The following is an 18,921-nucleotide window of genomic DNA, read 5'->3' on the forward strand; positions in this document are numbered from 1 at the left end:
AATAATACTAACCAACACTTCCTCGTTTTGTTTTATTTTACTTAAAAAAGGGGGATTTCTCTTACTCCCCGGCAAGTATCTCTGTTTGTAGGGCGGCGGCTTTCTCCCGCGACTCACGGCTCTTGGCATCGATGCCATACGATTCCGGTGCGGGTATCTCGATCACGGTACCGATCGGGACGTTGTTCGGGTCTTTTATAACAGCCTTATTATGTTGGTAAATATACACCCAGAATAATTTATTGCCATAATATTCCAAGGCGATCACGGTGAGGCGGTCGCCATGCTTGATCTTCACCTGCCCCAATGGTTTTGGCGCCGGTTCCACATAAGGCTCCGGTTCCGTATGCGGGGTCTTCTCCGCTACCGAGTCCGGATGAAGCATCCAAGCTGATTCTTGAACCGTGTCCTTGGCCGTATTCTTGGCTTCCGTTATCACCTCTTCTTGGGCAGGCGCCGGTTTCCAATTATTTCTTCCCAGATAGAAGAATACAGAGATTACGATTATCAAAAAGGCGACGATCATTAATACCCCCTTTTCCTCCGGTTTCCTACGGGCTTGCTCTTCCGGTCTCTCTGGTATGGGAGATGGCTCCGCGGGCAGTTCCGGTTCCAATCCACGTTCCGGTTCAGATACCGATGACGGCTCCGGATCAAACGCTTGCTCTGGCTCAGGCAATGGTTCAGGTTCAGGTTCTAGTATCGGTTCGGGCTTCTCTTTGGGCTGAGTATTTGCCAAAGGGATTTCCTTATCCGGCATTACCTCCTCCACGGACTCGTCTTCCGTTTCCTTCTCCTCTACGGACTCATCCATGTCCGAGAAATCCACGTTCTCGTTGATCTCTGTCGTCTCAAAGATAGAGAAAGGCTTGTTTACCTGTTCCCGCAGGTCTTTATCCGGCAGGAAAGAGAATTTATAATGTTCGGGGATCAAGAAACGTTCACCGGTATTCACGTGGATACTCTCCCGCTTCTCCACAGAGATAATCTTGAAAGTACCCAAGCCCTTTACTTTTACGATCTTATCCGTATAGACCCCTTCGGATACCACCGAGATAAAATCTCTCAAGAAGCGCTCTACCTCTCCTCTGTCCTTGCCGGTACGCTCCGATAATAAACCGGCTAAATCTTGTATATTCAGCCGGTTATTCATGATCACCCAATTCCTTTAAACGATTCTTCACGGTCGTTCCGGGCTTGAACACGGGAACTAATTTAGGGGGAACCAGATATCGCTTCCCGTTCGCCGGATTCACGGAAATACGTTCCGCTTTCTTTTTCACCTCGAACTGGCCGAAGCCTTGCAGATAGATCGTATCGTTATCCACTAATTTCGAACTTACGACGGAACTGAGCGCAGAAAGCATGTCGGATACCTCCTTCGAGGTCCAATCCATGCGATTCGCCAATTCCGTTATAAGTTCCTTGTTTTTCATATCTAATTCCATAACAGTTCGTGCTGCTATATTAGTTATTTTTTCGTTAACCGACAAATATATTGACAGTTTTTACATCAATTCAACACTTTACCATACAGATCAAACGCTTGTGCGTCAATCACCTTTACTTGGTAAAAGCTACCCGGACTCAAGGGAGTATCCTTGGAAATCAATATTTCCGGATCTACCTCGGGCGAGTCGTATTGCGTACGTCCCACGTAGAAATCCTCCTCCTCCCGGTCTACGATCACCCGGAAGGTCTGCCCTACTTTCGAGGCGTTCACGTCGGCGGAGATGCCTTCTTGCACACGCATCAAGTAATCCAGCCGGTCTTGCTTCACCTCCTGCGGGATCTCGTCTTTATAATGCTGATAAGCATAGGTACCCTCCTCATGGCTATAAGCGAAAGCGCCCATACGCTCGAAGCGGATATCTTTCACGAAGCGGATCAACTCCTCGAAATCCTGTTCCGTCTCGCCGGGATGACCCACCATCAAGGTGGTGCGTAGATGGATGCCCGGCACTTCCCGGCGCATACGCTCCAACAGTTCATAGGTCTCGGCCTTCGTGATATTGCGGCGCATCATCTTCAACATCGGGTCGCTGATATGCTGGAGGGCGATGTCCATATACTTGCAAACGTTATCACGCTCACGCATCACCGGCAACAGGTCATAGGGGAAATGAGACGGATACCCGTAATGCAAACGAATCCACTCCACGCCCGGGATGTCGGATACCCGCTCCACCAGTTCCGGCAAGGCCATTCGCTTATAGCGATCGAGGCCATAAAACGTAAGATCTTGGGCGATCATTTGGAATTCTTTCACGCCTTGCGCCACCAAGCCACGAACCTCGTCTACGATCTCGTCCATCGGACGGGATTGATAAGCCCCGGTTATGATCGGGATCGAACAGTAAGAACAAGTACGGTTGCATCCCTCCCCGATCTTCACGTAAGCGTAGTGCCTCGGGGTGGTGAGCACACGCTCGGTAGCCAGCTCTTGATGGTACGACTTGCCCAGATCGGAGATCAACTCCTTCCAATTGAATTTCCCGTAGAAACGATCTACCTCGGGAAGTTCCTTCTCCAGATCTTTCAAGAAACGCTCCGACAAGCACCCCATCACGAAGAGCTTCCCGATCCGTCCTTTCTGCTTTTGCTCGCCCAGCTCGAGGATCATATTGATCGATTCCTCTTGGGCGTCGCCGATGAAACCGCAGGTATTCACCACCACGATCTCGCCATTGATCTTATGGGGATCATGCTCTACCGTATAGCCATTGGCAACGAATTGGCGCATAAGTTGCTCCGAGTCCACTAGGTTTTTCGAACACCCCAGCGTAATAATATCTACTTTATTTTTTCTCATTCTCCAAATAACGAATTGACAAACTCACGTTTGCGGAATACTTGCAAATCCTCCATCCCCTCGCCGAGTCCGATATATTTCACGGGGATACGGAAATGGTCGGAGATACCGATCACGACACCCCCCTTGGCGGTACCGTCCAACTTGGTCACGGCCAAGGCGTTCACCTCGGTGGCGGCGGTAAATTGTTTCGCTTGCTCGAAAGCGTTCTGCCCGGTAGAGCCGTCCAATACCAACAATATCTCGTGGGGGGCGTCCGGAATCACCTTTTTCATCACGTTCTTGATCTTGGTAAGCTCGTTCATCAAGTTGATCTTGTTATGCAGACGTCCGGCAGTATCGATAATCACCACGTCGGCATCGTTCGCCTTGGCGGAGCTCAGCGTATCGAAAGCCACGGAAGCGGGGTCCGAGCCCATGTTCTGCTTCACGATAGGTACGCCTACCCGCTCGCTCCAGATCACTAGTTGCTCCACGGCGGCGGCACGGAACGTATCGGCGGCGCCCAGATAGACCTTCTTGCCGGCTTTCTTGAACTGGTAAGCCAGCTTACCGATCGTGGTCGTCTTACCCACCCCGTTCACGCCTACAACCATGATCACGTAGGGTTTCTTGCCCTCCGGAAGCGCGAATCCCTCGGCATCCTCCGTATTGTTCTCTGTCAGCAAGCTAGCGATCTCGTCACGCAGCAGGGTGGTCAATTCTTGGGTGGTGACATACTTGTCACGGGCCACACGCTTCTCGATACGGTCGATGATTTTCAACGTGGTATCTACACCGACATCCGAGGTAATCAGTACTTCCTCCAAATTATCCAACACATCGTCGTCCACCTTACTCTTACCGGCGATCGCCTTGGTAATCTTGGAGAAAACACTTTCTTTTGTCTTCGATAGACCTTTATCCAAGGTTTCCTTCTTGTCTTTACTGAAAAAGCTAAAAATACCCATATTTATTTTGTTTCTGTTTTTAATCCATCCTGTTCTTATAATCCTCATAGCCGAACGTACGGTACATCACCAGCTGGTCGTCCTTGCTCCAAAGGGCTAAGGAAGGATGCGGGATGCCGTTGAACATATTCGTTTTCACGATCGTGTAGTGGATCATATCCTCGAAAATCAGCTTGTCGCCGATCTCCAAAGGCTTGTCGAACGACCAATCCCCCATATAATCACCGCTTAAACAGCTATTCCCCCCGATCCGGTACGTAGGTTTCCCCTCCACGGCATCCGTGGCGAAACGGATAGCCGGCTTGTAGGGCATCTCCAGGCAATCCGGCATATGGCAGGTGAACGAGGCGTCGATAATCGCCGTCTTGATACCGTGGTTCTCCACGATGTCCACCACGGTTGTCAGCAAGAACCCGGTCTGCCAAGCGAAGGCGCTACCCGGCTCCATGATCAACTCCAAGTTCGGATATCTTTCCTTAAAGCCTTTCAGCAAAGCGATTAAATGCTCCACGTCGTAGCCCTTACGGGTCATCAGATGGCCGCCTCCCATATTCAGCCACTTGACGTGAGGCAGGAAACGGCCGAAACGCCTCTCCACCTCGGCCAGTGTCCGCTCCAGATCATAGGAGGTAGACTCACACAAGGTATGGAAATGCAGCCCCTCGATACCCTCCGGCAGCTTATCTCCCAGCAAGTCGCCGGTCACCCCCATCCGGGAACCCGGGGCGCAAGGATTATACAGGTCCGTCTCCACGTCCGAGTATTCCGGATTGATCCGCAATCCACAAGACACCCGGTTACCATCCGCCCGCACCATCGGATAAAAACGATGGAACTGAGAGAGCGAGTTGAACGTGACATGACTACTGTATCTCAAGATCAACGGGAAATCAGCCTCCGTATAAGCCGGGGAATAGGTATGCGCCGGACTTCCCATCTCCTCGAAGGCCAACTGGGCCTCGAATTTAGAGCTCGCTGTCGAAAAAGGAATGTACTCACGTACGATCGGGAACGCTTTCCATAAAGCGAAAGCCTTAAAAGCCAATATGATATTCACTCCCGCACGTTCTTTTACGCTCTTGATCAAGGACAGGTTGTTTCTCAGTAATTTCTCCTCCATCACATAGCAAGGCGAGGGTATCTTGTTGATGTCTATCATGCTGTATCTCAATATTTCATAATAAATGTGCAAATATAGCGAAAACATTCGGAGAAAGCAAGGTTTCCGCTCCGAAAAAGCAATAAAAATACAACTATATTTTTCATTTAAAGACTATTGTGTTTAGCCACGAACACTATTGTGTTTGGCGGCGAACATTATTGTATTCAACCGTGAACACTATTGTGTGTTTTAAAGGAAAAAAACGGCGACGTGACGTCGCCTCTTCTTTTTTTCTTATCTTTCCTAATATACTTATATATAGTAGTGCGAAACGCAGTGCGAAAAAGCGATACCTTTTTCATTCAATCAACTAAAAACCAACACCTTGGTCATTCGAAACGTAGTGCGAAATGCGGTGCGAAATACGATGCGGCTCGTAGCATGCCCAGACATGCCATAAGCTAACCGTCAATCATTCAACATAGTGAGTTTAGCGAACTTCAAAAGTAACTGCTTTTGTCCGAAATGATCGAAGGCCACTGTAGCCTTTGCGTTACCACCCTCTCCTTCTATCGAGACAATCTCACCTTCCCCAAAACGATCATGGCGAACCTTGGAACCCACATGTAACCCCGATAGATCTGTGGCTGGAGCCGCCGAAAAGGACGATTCCATCGTGTTTTTTAACTTCGTAAGATGCCCTTGACGCTGTGCCGCTTGCTTCACCGGCGACACGAAATCATCCTCAACCGCCCTTGGTTGCCGGAATGGAGAGGCAAAAGCCGGGCGCCCGTAGCGTTCACGGGCCGAGGCGAATGCATCTGAAGCGCCGGCATCCGAAGGCATATCCAGATACTTAGCGTCTATATCCTTCAAGAAACGGCTGGGCGTACACATATCCGTCTTCCCATTACGATAGCGGCTCTTCGCATAGCTCAATACGCAATTTTGCTCCGCACGGGTAATCGCCACGTAGAACAAACGACGCTCCTCCTCTACCGCTCTCGGGTTATCTTTCGACAGGGACGAGGGGAATAGGTCTTCCTCCAAGCCTACCACGAAAACATTCGTGAATTCCAATCCCTTGGCGGCATGTACGGTCATCATCGTGACCTTATCGGAGTTTTCCTCTTTATCGTTATCTTGATCGGTGAGCAAGGATACCTCCGCCAAGAAGTCGGACATGGCGACTTGCTCCATGCCCTCCTCACGCCGGATCTCGCAAAACTCAGCGATACCTTTCAGCAACTCCTGCAAGTTCTCTTGCTTGCTCACGCCCTCTACGGAACGGTCTTGAAACAGGTCGGAAACGATGCCGCTACGCTTCACCACCAAGGTAGCCAATTCCTCTGCGGAGAGTTTTTTATTCTCTTCAATGAAAACTTCAATCAAACTACGGAAATCGCTCAGTTTCTTAGCTGTACCATTATTTATCGGTAGCGAATATTCCAAGGGGGCTTGAAGCACGGTCCATAGACTTACCCCGTATTCAGTAGCGGCGCCAACAAGCTTACCTACCGTCGTATCCCCGATTCCCCGGGTGGGATAATTGATGATTCGCTTCAAGGCCTCCTCGTCGTGCGGGTTCACGATCAGGCGGAAGTAAGAGATCACGTCCTTGATCTCTTTCCGCTGGTAAAAAGACAAACCGCCGTAAATCTTGTAAGGGATGCCCCGCTTTCGCAACGCCTCTTCCAAGATACGGGACTGGGCGTTGGTACGATACAAGATAGCGAAATCAGCATACGAGAATTTCCCTAATATCCCGTGCATCTCGTTGATTCGGGCGGCTACGGTGTAGCCCTCCTCATAATCGGAGTACGAGGTGAAAACACTCACCTTGTTGCCCGCCTCTTTCTCGGAATAGACCGTTTTGGGTATCTGACGTGTATTCTTGTCGATCAAGCTATTGGCAGCGTTCACGATATTCTGGGTGGAACGGTAATTCCGTTCCAGCTTGAAGATACGGCAACCGGTATAAAGATTCTTGAATTGCAGGATATTATCTATATTAGCGCCTCGGAAGGAGTAGATGCTCTGGGCGTCATCCCCTACCACGCAGATATGGCCGTGTCTCTCGCAAAGCCGTTGCACGATCAAGTGTTGGGCGAAGTTCGTATCTTGATACTCATCCACCAATACATACCGGAAGAAGTTCCGGTATTTCTCCAAGACGGCCGGATGATCCCGGAACAGGATATTGGTTTGCAGCAACAAGTCGTCGAAATCCATCGCTCCCGCTTGCAGGCAACGGCTCTGGTAACGTTTGTAGATTTCCCGAAGCAAGGGGACCTTGGCATTCATATCGCTTTCCACGAGCTCTTTATTTTGCTCGTAGGCCGTATAAGTTATCAAGGAGTTCTTCGCGTTGGAGATCCGGCTCTGCACCATTCCTAGGCGGTACACCTTATCGTCCAATTGCATTTCCTTGATGATGGATTTCAGTAAGCTCTTGGAATCAGTGGCGTCATAAATCGTGAAATTGGAAGGATAACCGATATGCTCCGCCTCGTTCCGTAAAATACGGGAGAAGATGGAATGGAACGTTCCCATCCATAGCCGACGGGCCGTTTGGTCACCGGTGATGGCCGCAATACGCTCTTTCATCTCCCGGGCCGCCTTATTGGTAAAGGTCAGCGCCAAGATACTATAGGGAGGCAATCCCAATTGCAATAAATAAGCGATCTTATAGGTCAGTACCCTTGTCTTACCGGAGCCAGCCCCGGCCACGACCAAGGATGGCCCCTCATTGTAAACCACCGCTTCCCGCTGGCTCTCATTCAGTTGATTCAAATACTCTTCCACATTCATCCGTTTTAGGGATACAAAATTAGGGAAAATAAGCGATTCCACATAAAAAAGTTGGGCAGGTCGCCGATAATATATACATTTGCCTACATATAATCAGTAGTATTAACCAAAACAAGAGACTATGGGGAAATGGGAAATTTTGAGAAAATAATTATTAAGAAAGAGCGGGACAAGATCAGGAGGGAGACTTTAGGGAAGTTCTTTTTTGATTTGGCTAAGTTGGTTTTCGCCGCTATAGTATTGGGAGAAATACTCCTTTTGCAAGAGAATGTTTTTGATAAGAGTTGTTGGGTCATGATAATGACAGGTCTTAGTGTCACCTATTCATTAGCTTGGTTAGGAAATAAAATTTTAAAATAAAAGAATATGATATTAAATCCATTAAGTGCCCTATTCTTAGTAGTAGGAGTTATTACAGGTTTATTTATCGCTTGGCTTTACACGAAGCCCGGCAAGAAATGGCTGGACGAGTTATGATACCGTAGGGAGCGGGCCTGTGCCCGCCCTACTTATCTAGGGCGTCCAACAGATCATCATTCCTTATGCTTCTCCCCGCCTTCTTCACGCTCGCTTTTAAATCACCGATCCGGTAGCTAATGGCGATGCCGAAACCACGACTAAACATACGCTCGGTCTGCCGGATATGAAAGTCCGGATATCGCTCGTTAATCTGTATCGTCTTATGATCTCCCAGAAAATCTTGCGCCCGCAGCGTACAAGTCAATTTATCCTTCAAGAAGCTCTTTACCACACTCAAGCCGTAAAAATAAAAGCCGTACGAGTCCATCCCCACATTCGGCTCGGAACGCACGTACCCACCCGACAGGACAAAACGCCACCCGTACTTAAACTTCTGCGAGAAATCGACAAAAGCAGAGCCACAAAAGCCGGAATTACGCACATCCGTATCGTAAACCTCATTCCCCTCCTGCGCCCGTAAATCCAGATAATGCAACATGCTGTTCAGCGACACGCTTGTCCGGGGCGAAGGATTATAGCTTAGATAAAGGTTTCCTCCCGCTGCTTTCACGTCCACGAGATTATCATACGTACTATTCACCACATTCGCCGAATCAATGAACAGATACTCATCAATCACCCCTTTTCCCAAGGTGCAGAGCACGGAAGCTTGCACATTCAATTTCGTTCCGTAATAACTGTATGACGCCGAAAGACGATGATGTTTCTCCGATACCAATCCCGGATTTCCATACGAGATAGAGGTCCCAGACACGAACACCGTAGGATTCAAATAGCTGATATTCGGGCGACGTAAACGTAAGTTGTAAGCCAAGCGAAACAAACTCCGGTCATCCAAGCGGAAAGCGGAGGTCCAAGAAGGAACCCAATCCGTTACACGATAATTAAAATCCTTGCCTTCGCCTTGTTTATAAGTCACGTCCTGCCAAGTATGTTCCATACGAATGCCGGGGTTCAAGCTCCATTTACCATACTTAAATCCATATCCCGCATAGGCGGAGCATATATTCTGCACATGCCGATATTCCACCAAAGGCTGTAAATCTGCGGGTAACCAGACACCCTCATCCAACTCCTTTACCTCCGAAGTAGCGTGGCTCGTACTGCTACGCCGAATCAGCTTCAAACCGCCCTCGATGGAATGCGTACTTGTAAAAGGATTCACGTAATCAAGCTGGGCCGTATGCTCATGGGTGCGGGCATGACTGATTTGCCGGGTATAATCGGCCTCCAGTTGGGGTAACGAGACATTACCCATCTTATCCTTATCGTAAAACACGCTATAGATATCGTTCGGGATATAATCATACTGATAGGAAAGCGTTAGCATCTCTTCCTTATTTCGTTTGAATAAACGCTGATAATCCGCTTTTAAGGAGGCGCTACCCCATTCGTTCTTTTTACTCATATCCTCGTTATAAGCATAGATTTCTTCCCCCTCTTTATCAAGCCTGCTATAATGGCTATTCCAAATAGAGTTGCTGTTTCCGATATTCAAGTTTCCGGACAAGGAGATTAAATTCAATGTATCGATCTCGAAACTGCCTTCCAGACTTCCATAATGAGCCGGATATTTCACGTCTACGTCCGAGAGCATCCGGAGCTTCGCACCGTCTTCCGACTGAGTACGGAGATAATCTGACTCGCTCTCGGATGACTGTTGGCTAAACGTATAATTTCCGGAAAGCGATAATCGGCCATATTTCAGCGTAGCGAAACCACCGACACTCTTAAATAAGTTCATCACCGTAGTGTTTATACTCGCGTTATATCCCTCGAACTCCGCTCCTTTCGTCACGATATTCAAGATTCCGCTGACACCCTCCGCATCGTAACGGGCACCGGGATCTGTTATCACCTCCACTTTCTTGATCATGCTGGCGGGGATACTACGCAAGACCTCCTTGGGATTATTGGAGAACATATTCGAGGGACGCCCATTCATATAAATCTTAAAACTGGATTGTCCGTTTACCTTCACGTTATCCTCGCCATCCACGGTCACTAGAGGGACTTTCCGCAACATCTCCAGCAGGGTATAGGTTCTGGAATCCGGGTCCTCGGCGATACTGTAAGTAGTCTTATCCGCCTCCGCCTTTATCAAGGGTTTCACGGCGACAATGTTTATCTCGGGTAAGTCCTCGTTCAAATACAATGAATCGGGAGAGACGAGTTGGGCGGTCAACGTCGAGTTCCAGTTTCCCACAAGCCCTATCAAGGTCATCATCATCAGAAATCTTTTCATATCTGCATCTTATTTGATTTGTTTTCGGGCAAAAGTAGAGGCAACAGACAACAACAACATAAATAATCGCCGGATAAGTAGCTGACATTTCCATGACATTTCCATGACATCCGGTCATTTAGCTGGATTTATGTCTATTTCATCCCGAATCCTATCGAAAAGGATACTTTCCTTCTATAATATTTAGTACCTTCGAACGTTCTTTTTATGTTAATTCTAATCTAGCGAATAATGAATACACGACTATCGGCCAATCTATCTGTTTTGGGTACCTCCTTAATGCTGATTCTCTCGTTCAGCTTCGGTTTCCATAGTTATACGGAAGCTAAGAAAACGATCGTGACAGACTTGAACCAAGCGTTGCAACAAACGATCCTGCAAAATTCCCACCAATGGATGAGCCAAGATTCCATACGCACCTATGCCAATCTATCCAAGCATTTCGGCAATCCGGTATCCATAGAAAGTTATAACAAGGACTTTTCCGACGCATTGAGTTATACGCCCGACAAGAAGAAAACGGGAATCGTGATCCACGTACTCAATAAAGATCCTCAAACCGAAAACGCTCCCGCTAATGCCAACAAGAAACTCAACGAATATTATATCGCCAGCGATACGATTATCTGGGCATCATCCATAGCGAACAGCCCCAATGCTACCACGGATCATATCGGGATCTCATTCCAAGGGTACGCCAATTGCTCCACCTTTGCGGTTATCGGGCTATCGGACAAATCTTTGCCCGGCCTATTCCTCGGGCTTGCCTTTTTATCCGCTACCCTGCCCTTATTGCTTAAACGTTATAGAAAGGAGTTGATAATGCCTCAGCCTATCCATCCGGGAAAGACCATCTCTTTCGGTAATTTGAACCTTTCTTGCGAGACCGCCTCCTTCTATAAGGAGAATGAGGAGAAACTAAAACTCACCCCTCAGCAATATGCCTTGATGGAGATGTTTTTCCTATCGCCTACGCATATCTTGAACCGCTCGGATATCTGCGAAAGTTTATGGCCGGGAAAGATCAACGCCGACGAGACCTTGAACACCTTGATCCGAAGGCTACGGCCTTTAGTGGAGGAAAACAGTAACCTAAAGATCACGACAGACCGTGGACGAGCCTATGTGCTTGAAATAAAAAAGAGCGACCATCTCTGATCGCTCTTTCCTTTTTATCTAGATAGAATTAATATCTTCCACCGTCCCGGTTAGAACCATAACCGCCACCTCTGTTAGAGCCATAGCCACCGCCTCTGTTGGAACCGTAGCCGCCACCTCTGTTGTTATTGAAACGACCACCTCTGTCGCCTCTATCCTCTCTAGGTCTGGCTTCTGTTATATTGATGACTTTGCCGTCATAACTTGCTTGGTTTAACTCCTCGATAGCCTTTTTAGCTAGCTCATCATCGCTCAGCTCAACGAAACCGAAGCCTCTTGAACGGCCAGTTTCTCTATCCATAATAACTTTTGCTGAAGTAATCTCACCGTAATCAGCAAATAACAGTCTTAAGTCCTCATCAGAGATGTTGTAACTTAGATTTGAAATGTAAAGATTCATTTTGTAAACTTTAATTAAATGGTTAATTGAGCTGAGTATGTCGACTAAAAAAGTTTACCTAACAAATCAAGTTGTGAGCAAATACTTTCTAATACTAACTTAAATCAATCTCAAATATGCTGCGAATGTAATGGTTTTATTCGAGCATACAACTATAAATCCAATAAATTTCGAAAAAATATAAGGGCGGGGTCTGCCCGCCCCCCACGAAATTAGAATACGGTAACTTCTTGTCCCGCGGTATTCGCACGGATTAAATAATCGTACATCGCCTCGCAATACACCGGAGGCAGGTAGAAACGGCCCGGGTAGACTGCGCAAAGATTAATCTTCACGGTCACTTGACTGCCTGCCGGCAGACGGTCTATATAACTATAAACACGGTCGTCACGAATATCCTGATAATTCACTCCGGCGCTCAAGCTGTCCGTAACGGACTCATTCAAGAAACGGGTATTCAGTATTTCCCATCCGGCAGGGAAGATCTCCGATAATACCAAATTATTATATCCCCGGGCCGAAGGGTTCTTTACCGTAACCACGGCGGAGAAATTCGTACCTTGCTCCAATTGGGCGACATTGACCGGACTTCCGTTCAAGTCCACATAGCTAACCGCCAATGAGACACCGTTCGCATACGCTTTTTCCTCTCCCTGCTCCGGTATTCCCTCGGTTATGATACGGGCGAAGAGCGTAGATTTACCCGTGTTCTTCAACTCGACGCTCGCCGAGGTCCCCGCCTTATCCAATAAGGTCTCGGACCATATATTCTTATCTGTTTTCACCTGTCCATCCTTTCCGCCACAAGCGTACGTGAAATCCATGACCCCGTCTACCCGATATTTAGCTAGGTAGTCCGACAAGGCAACTAAAGCGAATGCCGTAGATTGTGTGCTCAACCAATCATCCGAAGAAAGCTGTTTGGACAATTCTTCCACCAAAGTAGCGGCCTCCTTGCCTTTATCCAACAAGCAAAGCGTCATTAACTGGATGGATTGATCCCGGACATCACTGCCGAACGTCTCGTCATACTCGGAATAACCGGAAGGAAGAGCCGTCGTCTTACTGATCAAGTCTTGAGCGACATCCTCACGGCCGACCAAGGCATAGGCGGAAGCTAGCGACCAGCGACTCATGGAGGTCAAGTCTTTCATCTCTTTCAAGCGGTTCATGGCACCCATCTCCGGCGACCCGGCCAAAGCCAATACATACAGGCGATAGGCTTGGGTAGTCTCTTCCGAATCCATATAATAAGAGGTAGCCGGCTTCCAATTACGGGCTACCCGGCGTAGATTATTCAATACGCTTTGTTTCATGGCCTCGGGAACCAAGTAGCCTTTCTTCGAGGCTTCCAGCAAGAAATGAGTAGCGTAAACCGTACCCCAGCCATTGCTGCTCGTTCCACCCGGCCAATAGGCGAAAGCCCCATCTACGGTCTGGTAAGAGCGTAGACGGCGGATCACCTCTTTCACGGCCTCCTCCGTGGATTTCGCCTGTTGAGGGGTCAAATCCGTAAACGAGGAGATATAAAGCTGCGGGAATCCTTTCGAGGTGATCTGTTCCAGACATCCGTGAGGATAACCCAACAAATAAGATAGACGTGAGGATAAGTTCACGGGGGCGATATCCGACACTTCCAAAGTCAACTGGTTCGTACCCGTGGCACCCGGCATCGCAACCGTCTCTTTCCAAGACTTGCCGGCCTCCAAGGTAGCGGCGGTAACTTTCACTTGCGGGCGGCGTACCGTACGGATCTCCAGCTCCGTCTCATAAACAGATTTATCCCCTTTACCTGTAGCGGTTATCGTTACCTTCCCGATACCCGGGTTCTTCTTCACCCGGATACGGAACGAGGCTTGCTGATCCCCTTTCCGCTCGAAGCTCAAGCTCCTCGTCGCCTCGCCGACCACTTCCATATTCGAGCTGCAAGCGATAGATACATTCACGGCTCCTACGCCATCCTCGGTAGCGAATACCGTAGCGGGTACTACCATCTCCTCGCCCACGCCGATCACCCGGGGCAAGGTTCCCAGCAGCATTACGGGCTTACGTACCATCACGCTCTTATCGGCATGTCCATAAGCCTCCCCGTTTCCGGCTACCACCATGATCTTGACACGCCCGTTATAATTCGGCATCTGATAGGTATGCCGGGCGGTCTTCCCCTTCTTCAGCAAGAACGGGCCGTCAAATCGCACCACGGGCTTGAAACGGTTCACGATCGCTTTCGGGCCTTTGTTCAGCGCATCGTCGCCGCCGATACTGAACAATTGCTCGATACGGCCGCCATAAGCGCCAACCACGTAGTTATACAAATCCCATGTATTCACGCCCAACGCTTCCCGGGCGTTAAACGCCTTCCAAGGCTCCGGCGTACGGAAACGGGTCAAGTCCAGCAAGCCCTCATCCACGATCGCCAGCGTGTAAGCCATCTCCTTTCCATTCTTCTCGGAGACGGATATGGTATAAGAGGCATCCGGTTTCAACTCGGCGGGAGATTGGATAACCGGGGTCAGATGGCTCTCCGGAGAAGTTACCGTGAACGGGACCACGCCATACAAGCGGATCGGCAAATCGTTCTTCGTAATGCCATGAGGCTGCAATAAGGTGATATAGACGTAAGCGTTCGGCTGCATATCTTTCGTCACATCCAGCCTCACGGTCGTTTGTTTATCCTCGCACGTATGTTCCGTCAAGGAAAGGACACGCACGCCGTTCTCTATACTGATAATCGCACGGCTTCCTTTCGTAGAGGGGAAGGTGACTACCATCTTCTCGCCGGGCGTATAACTATCCTTATCGGTCTTGAAACTAAGCATCGTGGCGGACTCGCTGCCATCGGTGTTACGTCGGCCCTCGTTATAAGGCCAGTCGAAATAACTCATCACTCCCGTAGAGTGCTTGCTCTCCTTATCTTTCACGGAGATGAAATACGTTCCCCACTCCTTATCCGGGAAAGAGAGCTGGAACGTACCCCGGCCGTCCCCATCCGTACGGACGGCAAATGTCTTTACCGGCTTATTGTAGGAATCCGATACGTAATTGGCCAGACCGCTACTGTTGGAGTCCCACCACCAATGCCAATAGACCTTATATACTTTCACATCTAATTCCGTATTCGCTTGCGGTTTCCCTAAATAATCAACAGAAGCGACCTCGTAGGTGTAATTGGTTCCGGTATTTAGTTGTTCCTTATCTTTCTGCGGAGACTTGATACCGGCATACCGGCGATAAGGCGAGTAAAGCATCCGATCCGCGTCGATACTGAAATCGCCGGATTCCTCATAGACCCGGGTCACTAGGTTTGCCAGCAACATTCCGGGAGCGGTAGAACCCAGCTCGAAGCGGGCTTGTACCGTGGCATCGCCCCGCTCATTGGTAACACCGGAGATCAGCTTGCTCTCTTCCGTATTAAATACACGGGAAGGATCGTCGAAATAGAACCCCTTATACCCCTCGAAGGTAGTCGGGGTGGCGATAAAGGTACCTTGTATATCATATTTCAAGTTACGGGCAATAGCTCCTTGCAGCCATTCCACATGCAGGCGGGCATCCATAGGTTCACCACGCAACAAGGTCTTCTCCGGCATGGATAAGGCGATCTTCAGGCGGTTCGGCTTGATGGACTCGATGCGTAAGCGCTTCGAGAAAGAGACCCCACCCACTTGCGCCTTCACATTCCACGCACCCGTGGGGGCATCCGCCTCGGTAACGAAATCGAAGACATAAAGCCCCAGCTCGCCACGGGTCTGTGTCTTACGGGCATACATTTGCCCTAACGGGTTGTACAGCTCCATCACCACCGGATGCTCTGCCGGCAATTGCTTCGCCCGGTCGTTCAGCATAAAGCCCAGATGCAACGTGTCACCCGGACGCCATACGCCCCGCTCGCCATAGATAAAGCCCTTGATCCCTTTCTGGACTACCTCGCCCGATACATCGAACGAGCTGAGCGAGAGAGCCGATCCGTTATCCACCCGCAGATAGGAACGTTGGGTTCCCTGTGAGGCGATCAGGTAGAACGGACGTCCCGAGGAGAGATCCAGCCGTACCTGTCCCTTGTCATCGGTCGTGCCCGAGGCCAACGCTTGGTGTTGGTAATTATAGGCGGTAACCGTAACTCCTCGCTCCGGCTCCGTATTCTGTATATTATGCACCAACACGGTCATATCATTATCCTGCCCCAGCATGGCGACCAGTCCTAAATTAGTAGCCAAGACATTCTTTCCCTCCACCTTATTAAAATAATAACTGTCCGAGCAAGGATCATCCCGTTTCTCCCAATTATAATCAGACCAATCATATTGGCGATAATAGTAATACCCTCCCTCGTCAAAACGGGCGGACTCTTCCTTGAAACGGATCTCATCCGAGGCCAAGATCTGTTCCTTCGAGAGGACCACCGTATCATTCCCGCAAGGATAAACAGACAAAGGCCGGTCAAACGAAAGCTCCAGACGGTAGATAGCGCCCGGTTCCGGCTCGATCAACCGCTTTAAATCGACCGCGAACGTATTCCACCGGGACAGGTCAAGACCCTCCTCATCCAAGAAGATCGTCTTACGGGCGATCAAGCGCCCGACACGCATTAACTCCCCGGACTCATCCAAGTTGTTCGATTGCAGGAACTGACCGATATTCTGCTCCAATATTTTGATAACGCTCACCGTAACCCCTCGCAAATAAATCGCTTGGAAAGGAACGGATAATTGCGTGGATTGCGGGATGATCACTCCTTTCCCGATAAAACGGACGTTAGGTTTCTGCTCGTTGGCTACCACTTGACGCACGACGGCCTCTTTTAGGTTCAAGCCGCTCTTACTGCGGATGCCTTGGTTCAGATGGATGTTCATCGCACCCTTCTCTCGCAAGTCGGCGTCCGGATATAGGCGTAGCTTGTTGCCATCCACGTTTACGGTCTCCGAGGTATTTCCGGCGATAAAAGCCAAGCCTCTCATATCTTGGGCCGAGTCCAATAATTTCGTGAAAGCGACCTCCACGTAGCATTCCGGCTCAGATACATATACCACGTCGTATACAGAGAAATCATTCTGATCCGGAATGTTCACCGTCACTACATCGGCCTTTTCCACGCCTAGTTTATTCGAAGAGACGGAAAGCCTAAGTGTCCGTTCTCCCTCCATCCCGGCGGGAACATTGGTCAAGGTTACCTCATGTTTCTTCCCATCCGGGCTGTGTTGCCAAGTAGCGTCTACCTTCTCCGAGAAATCCACCAACGACTCCACGGTCCCCGGAGATTCCTTATCCGGCGTGAAAAGCACGGCTGTCAGATCGTACCCATTCTCGTTTTTCTTGTTGATATCCATCGACTCCAGATTCCCCCGAAGAGCTAAAGGGAGCGTGGTAAAACCGAAAGCGAACCGCTTATCCTTACCTTCCGCCTCAAACCATTCGGACAAATCGGCGTTCACCTGATAAGAGGTGTTTCGCTCAAAGCCTTTCTCCGGCTTGAATACCAACGTCCGGTTATTCTCGAAAGCCCATCGTCCCGGCACATCGGGCTTGAGGCGCACGAGTTTCCCCAATCGGTCCGCCTTTAACCGATCCGCCGGGATCTCTTGATTAAAGATCAGGTAAACGGGAGAATACCGGGAAATCTTCCCGGTAGTGAACGCCTCTACATTCGGATTATAAGGAGGGAGATCTTGATCCGCAGGGCTTGTCGTATGACAACTTGTCAAGAGAGACAAGAGACAAAGTACGCAGAATAAACCGATAGACCGTATCATACACATGAATGTTTAAATGGTTAATCCACAAATGTACATAAATAGAAGGATTTCTCTCCTATACTTTCAGACAAACTGATATTTTTCGTACATTTGTCTTAAATATGGAGCGACCTGTATGCCACCAAAGAAGTACAGGAGTCGCTAAACAAGAGGAAAGAATAGTATATGGCGAAGAAATTCGAAATTCGAAATAGCACGGCGGAATTCCTTATTTTCATGCTAGAAGGCAAGGAAGATGGCATACAGGTAATGTATCATGACGAAACCATCTGGTGCACGCAGAAAGCGATGTCTACCCTGTTTGACTGCTCTACAGACAATATCGGATTACACCTAAAGAACATCTTTACATCCGGTGAATTACGGAAAGATTCAACTACCGAGTTTTTCTCGGTTGTTCAAACCGAGGGCGGACGGCAAGTATCCCGAAAAACATTGTTTTATAACCTTGATGCGATCATTTCTGTCGGTTATCGTGTAAACAGCGTTCGTGCTACACAATTTCGCCAATGGTGCACATCGGTCATCCGGCAATTCGCTATCCGTGGTTATGTGATAGACAAGAAGCGTATGGAGAACGGCTCTTTCATCGGTGAAGATTATTTTGAACATCTACTAGCCGAGATACGGGAGATACGGTTAAGCGAACGTCGCTTTTACCAAAAGTTGACCGATATCTATGCTACCGCTATTGACTATAATCGTGACGCACCAACTACCCGCCTCTTTTTCCAAAAGGTACAAAATAAGATACATTATGCCGTACACGGTCATACCGCCGCCGAGTTAATCGTGAACCGAGCCAACTCGGAAAAAGAATATATGGGACTGACCACATGGGAAAATGCGCCTAAAGGGAAGATCGTAAAAACAGATGTGGCCATTGCCAAGAACTACCTTAACGAGATGGAGTTGGACGACATGGGACATTTAGTCAACGCAGTTCTGGATATGGCAGAGCGGATGGCTAAACGACATATACCCATGACCATGGAAGACTGGGCAAAACGTATCGACCTGATACTCGAAGCCGGAGGTAATGACTTATTGACCAACGCCGGCAAGGTGACAACCGAATTAGCCAAAGCTTTCGCAGAAGCCGAGTTCGAGAAGTATCGGGTCATTCAAGACCGTCTCTTCCAATCGGATTTTGACCGTTTCGATAGCGAGACCTTGTTCCCGACAGATTTCAATCCCGATAATACATAAA

The 18,921-nt window shown here is 48.9% G+C and carries 12 protein-coding genes; 3 read left to right on the forward strand and 9 right to left on the reverse strand.

Annotated features, from left to right (window positions below):
• Window positions 1–61 precede the first annotated feature (61 nt).
• The 6 genes from CI959_RS18310 to CI959_RS18335 all read right to left on the reverse strand — a co-directional run bounded on the left by CI959_RS18310 (window position 62) and on the right by CI959_RS18335 (window position 7,675).
• On the reverse strand, window positions 62–1,153 hold the full coding sequence (locus CI959_RS18310; RefSeq protein ID WP_009275120.1) for an HU family DNA-binding protein: 1,092 nt from the start codon (window positions 1,151–1,153) through the stop codon (window positions 62–64).
• Window positions 1,146–1,436, reverse strand: coding sequence for an HU family DNA-binding protein (locus CI959_RS18315; RefSeq protein WP_008778384.1), 291 nt, complete (start codon window positions 1,434–1,436; stop codon window positions 1,146–1,148). Before CI959_RS18315 ends, CI959_RS18310 begins: the two co-directional genes overlap by 8 nt.
• Before the next feature lie 77 nt (window positions 1,437–1,513).
• Window positions 1,514–2,812, reverse strand: a complete 1,299-nt coding sequence (gene rimO, locus CI959_RS18320) for a 30S ribosomal protein S12 methylthiotransferase RimO (protein WP_005862651.1) — start codon at window positions 2,810–2,812, stop codon at window positions 1,514–1,516.
• Entirely contained in the window at window positions 2,809–3,762 is a 954-nt protein-coding gene (gene ftsY, locus CI959_RS18325) for a signal recognition particle-docking protein FtsY (RefSeq protein WP_005857252.1), read from the reverse strand. Before ftsY ends, rimO begins: the two co-directional genes overlap by 4 nt.
• Window positions 3,763–3,781: 19 nt before the next feature.
• Complete coding sequence (gene nspC, locus CI959_RS18330; RefSeq protein WP_005857258.1) at window positions 3,782–4,921, reverse strand: carboxynorspermidine decarboxylase; 1,140 nt, start codon at window positions 4,919–4,921, stop codon at window positions 3,782–3,784.
• Between the two features lie 411 nt (window positions 4,922–5,332).
• Entirely contained in the window at window positions 5,333–7,675 is a 2,343-nt protein-coding gene (locus tag CI959_RS18335; RefSeq protein WP_011966254.1) for an ATP-dependent helicase, read from the reverse strand.
• Window positions 7,676–7,804: 129 nt separating this feature from the next.
• On the opposite strand from CI959_RS18335, the gene CI959_RS22135 reads away from it, so the two are divergent.
• Window positions 7,805–8,035, forward strand: a complete 231-nt coding sequence (locus tag CI959_RS22135; protein ID WP_005857263.1) for a DUF6722 family protein — start codon at window positions 7,805–7,807, stop codon at window positions 8,033–8,035.
• Window positions 8,036–8,180: 145 nt separating this feature from the next.
• On the opposite strand, the gene CI959_RS18345 is transcribed toward CI959_RS22135, so the two are convergent.
• On the reverse strand, window positions 8,181–10,400 hold the full coding sequence (locus CI959_RS18345; RefSeq protein ID WP_005857266.1) for an outer membrane beta-barrel family protein: 2,220 nt from the start codon (window positions 10,398–10,400) through the stop codon (window positions 8,181–8,183).
• A 231-nt stretch (window positions 10,401–10,631) separates the two neighbouring features.
• On the opposite strand from CI959_RS18345, the gene CI959_RS18350 reads away from it, so the two are divergent.
• A complete protein-coding gene (locus tag CI959_RS18350) occupies window positions 10,632–11,558 on the forward strand; it encodes a helix-turn-helix domain-containing protein (RefSeq protein ID WP_005857267.1) in 927 nt (308 codons plus the stop codon).
• 28 nt (window positions 11,559–11,586) lie between these two features.
• Here CI959_RS18350 and CI959_RS18355 read toward each other — a convergent pair whose 3' ends face one another.
• A complete protein-coding gene (locus CI959_RS18355; protein ID WP_005857269.1) occupies window positions 11,587–11,958 on the reverse strand; it encodes an RNA-binding protein in 372 nt (123 codons plus the stop codon).
• A 212-nt stretch (window positions 11,959–12,170) separates the two neighbouring features.
• The gene (locus CI959_RS18360) at window positions 12,171–17,708 is read right to left on the reverse strand and encodes an alpha-2-macroglobulin (RefSeq protein WP_057316976.1); all 5,538 of its coding nucleotides are present in this window, start codon (window positions 17,706–17,708) and stop codon (window positions 12,171–12,173) included.
• A gap of 168 nt (window positions 17,709–17,876) precedes the next feature.
• Here CI959_RS18360 and CI959_RS18365 point away from each other — a divergent pair, with 168 nt between their 5' ends.
• Entirely contained in the window at window positions 17,877–18,920 is a 1,044-nt protein-coding gene (locus CI959_RS18365; RefSeq protein ID WP_057316975.1) for a virulence RhuM family protein, read from the forward strand.
• The last annotated feature ends 1 nt before the right edge of the window (window position 18,921 follow it).

The organism is Parabacteroides sp. AT13 (genome assembly GCF_002272965.1).
GTDB lineage: Bacteria > Bacteroidota > Bacteroidia > Bacteroidales > Tannerellaceae > Parabacteroides > Parabacteroides distasonis.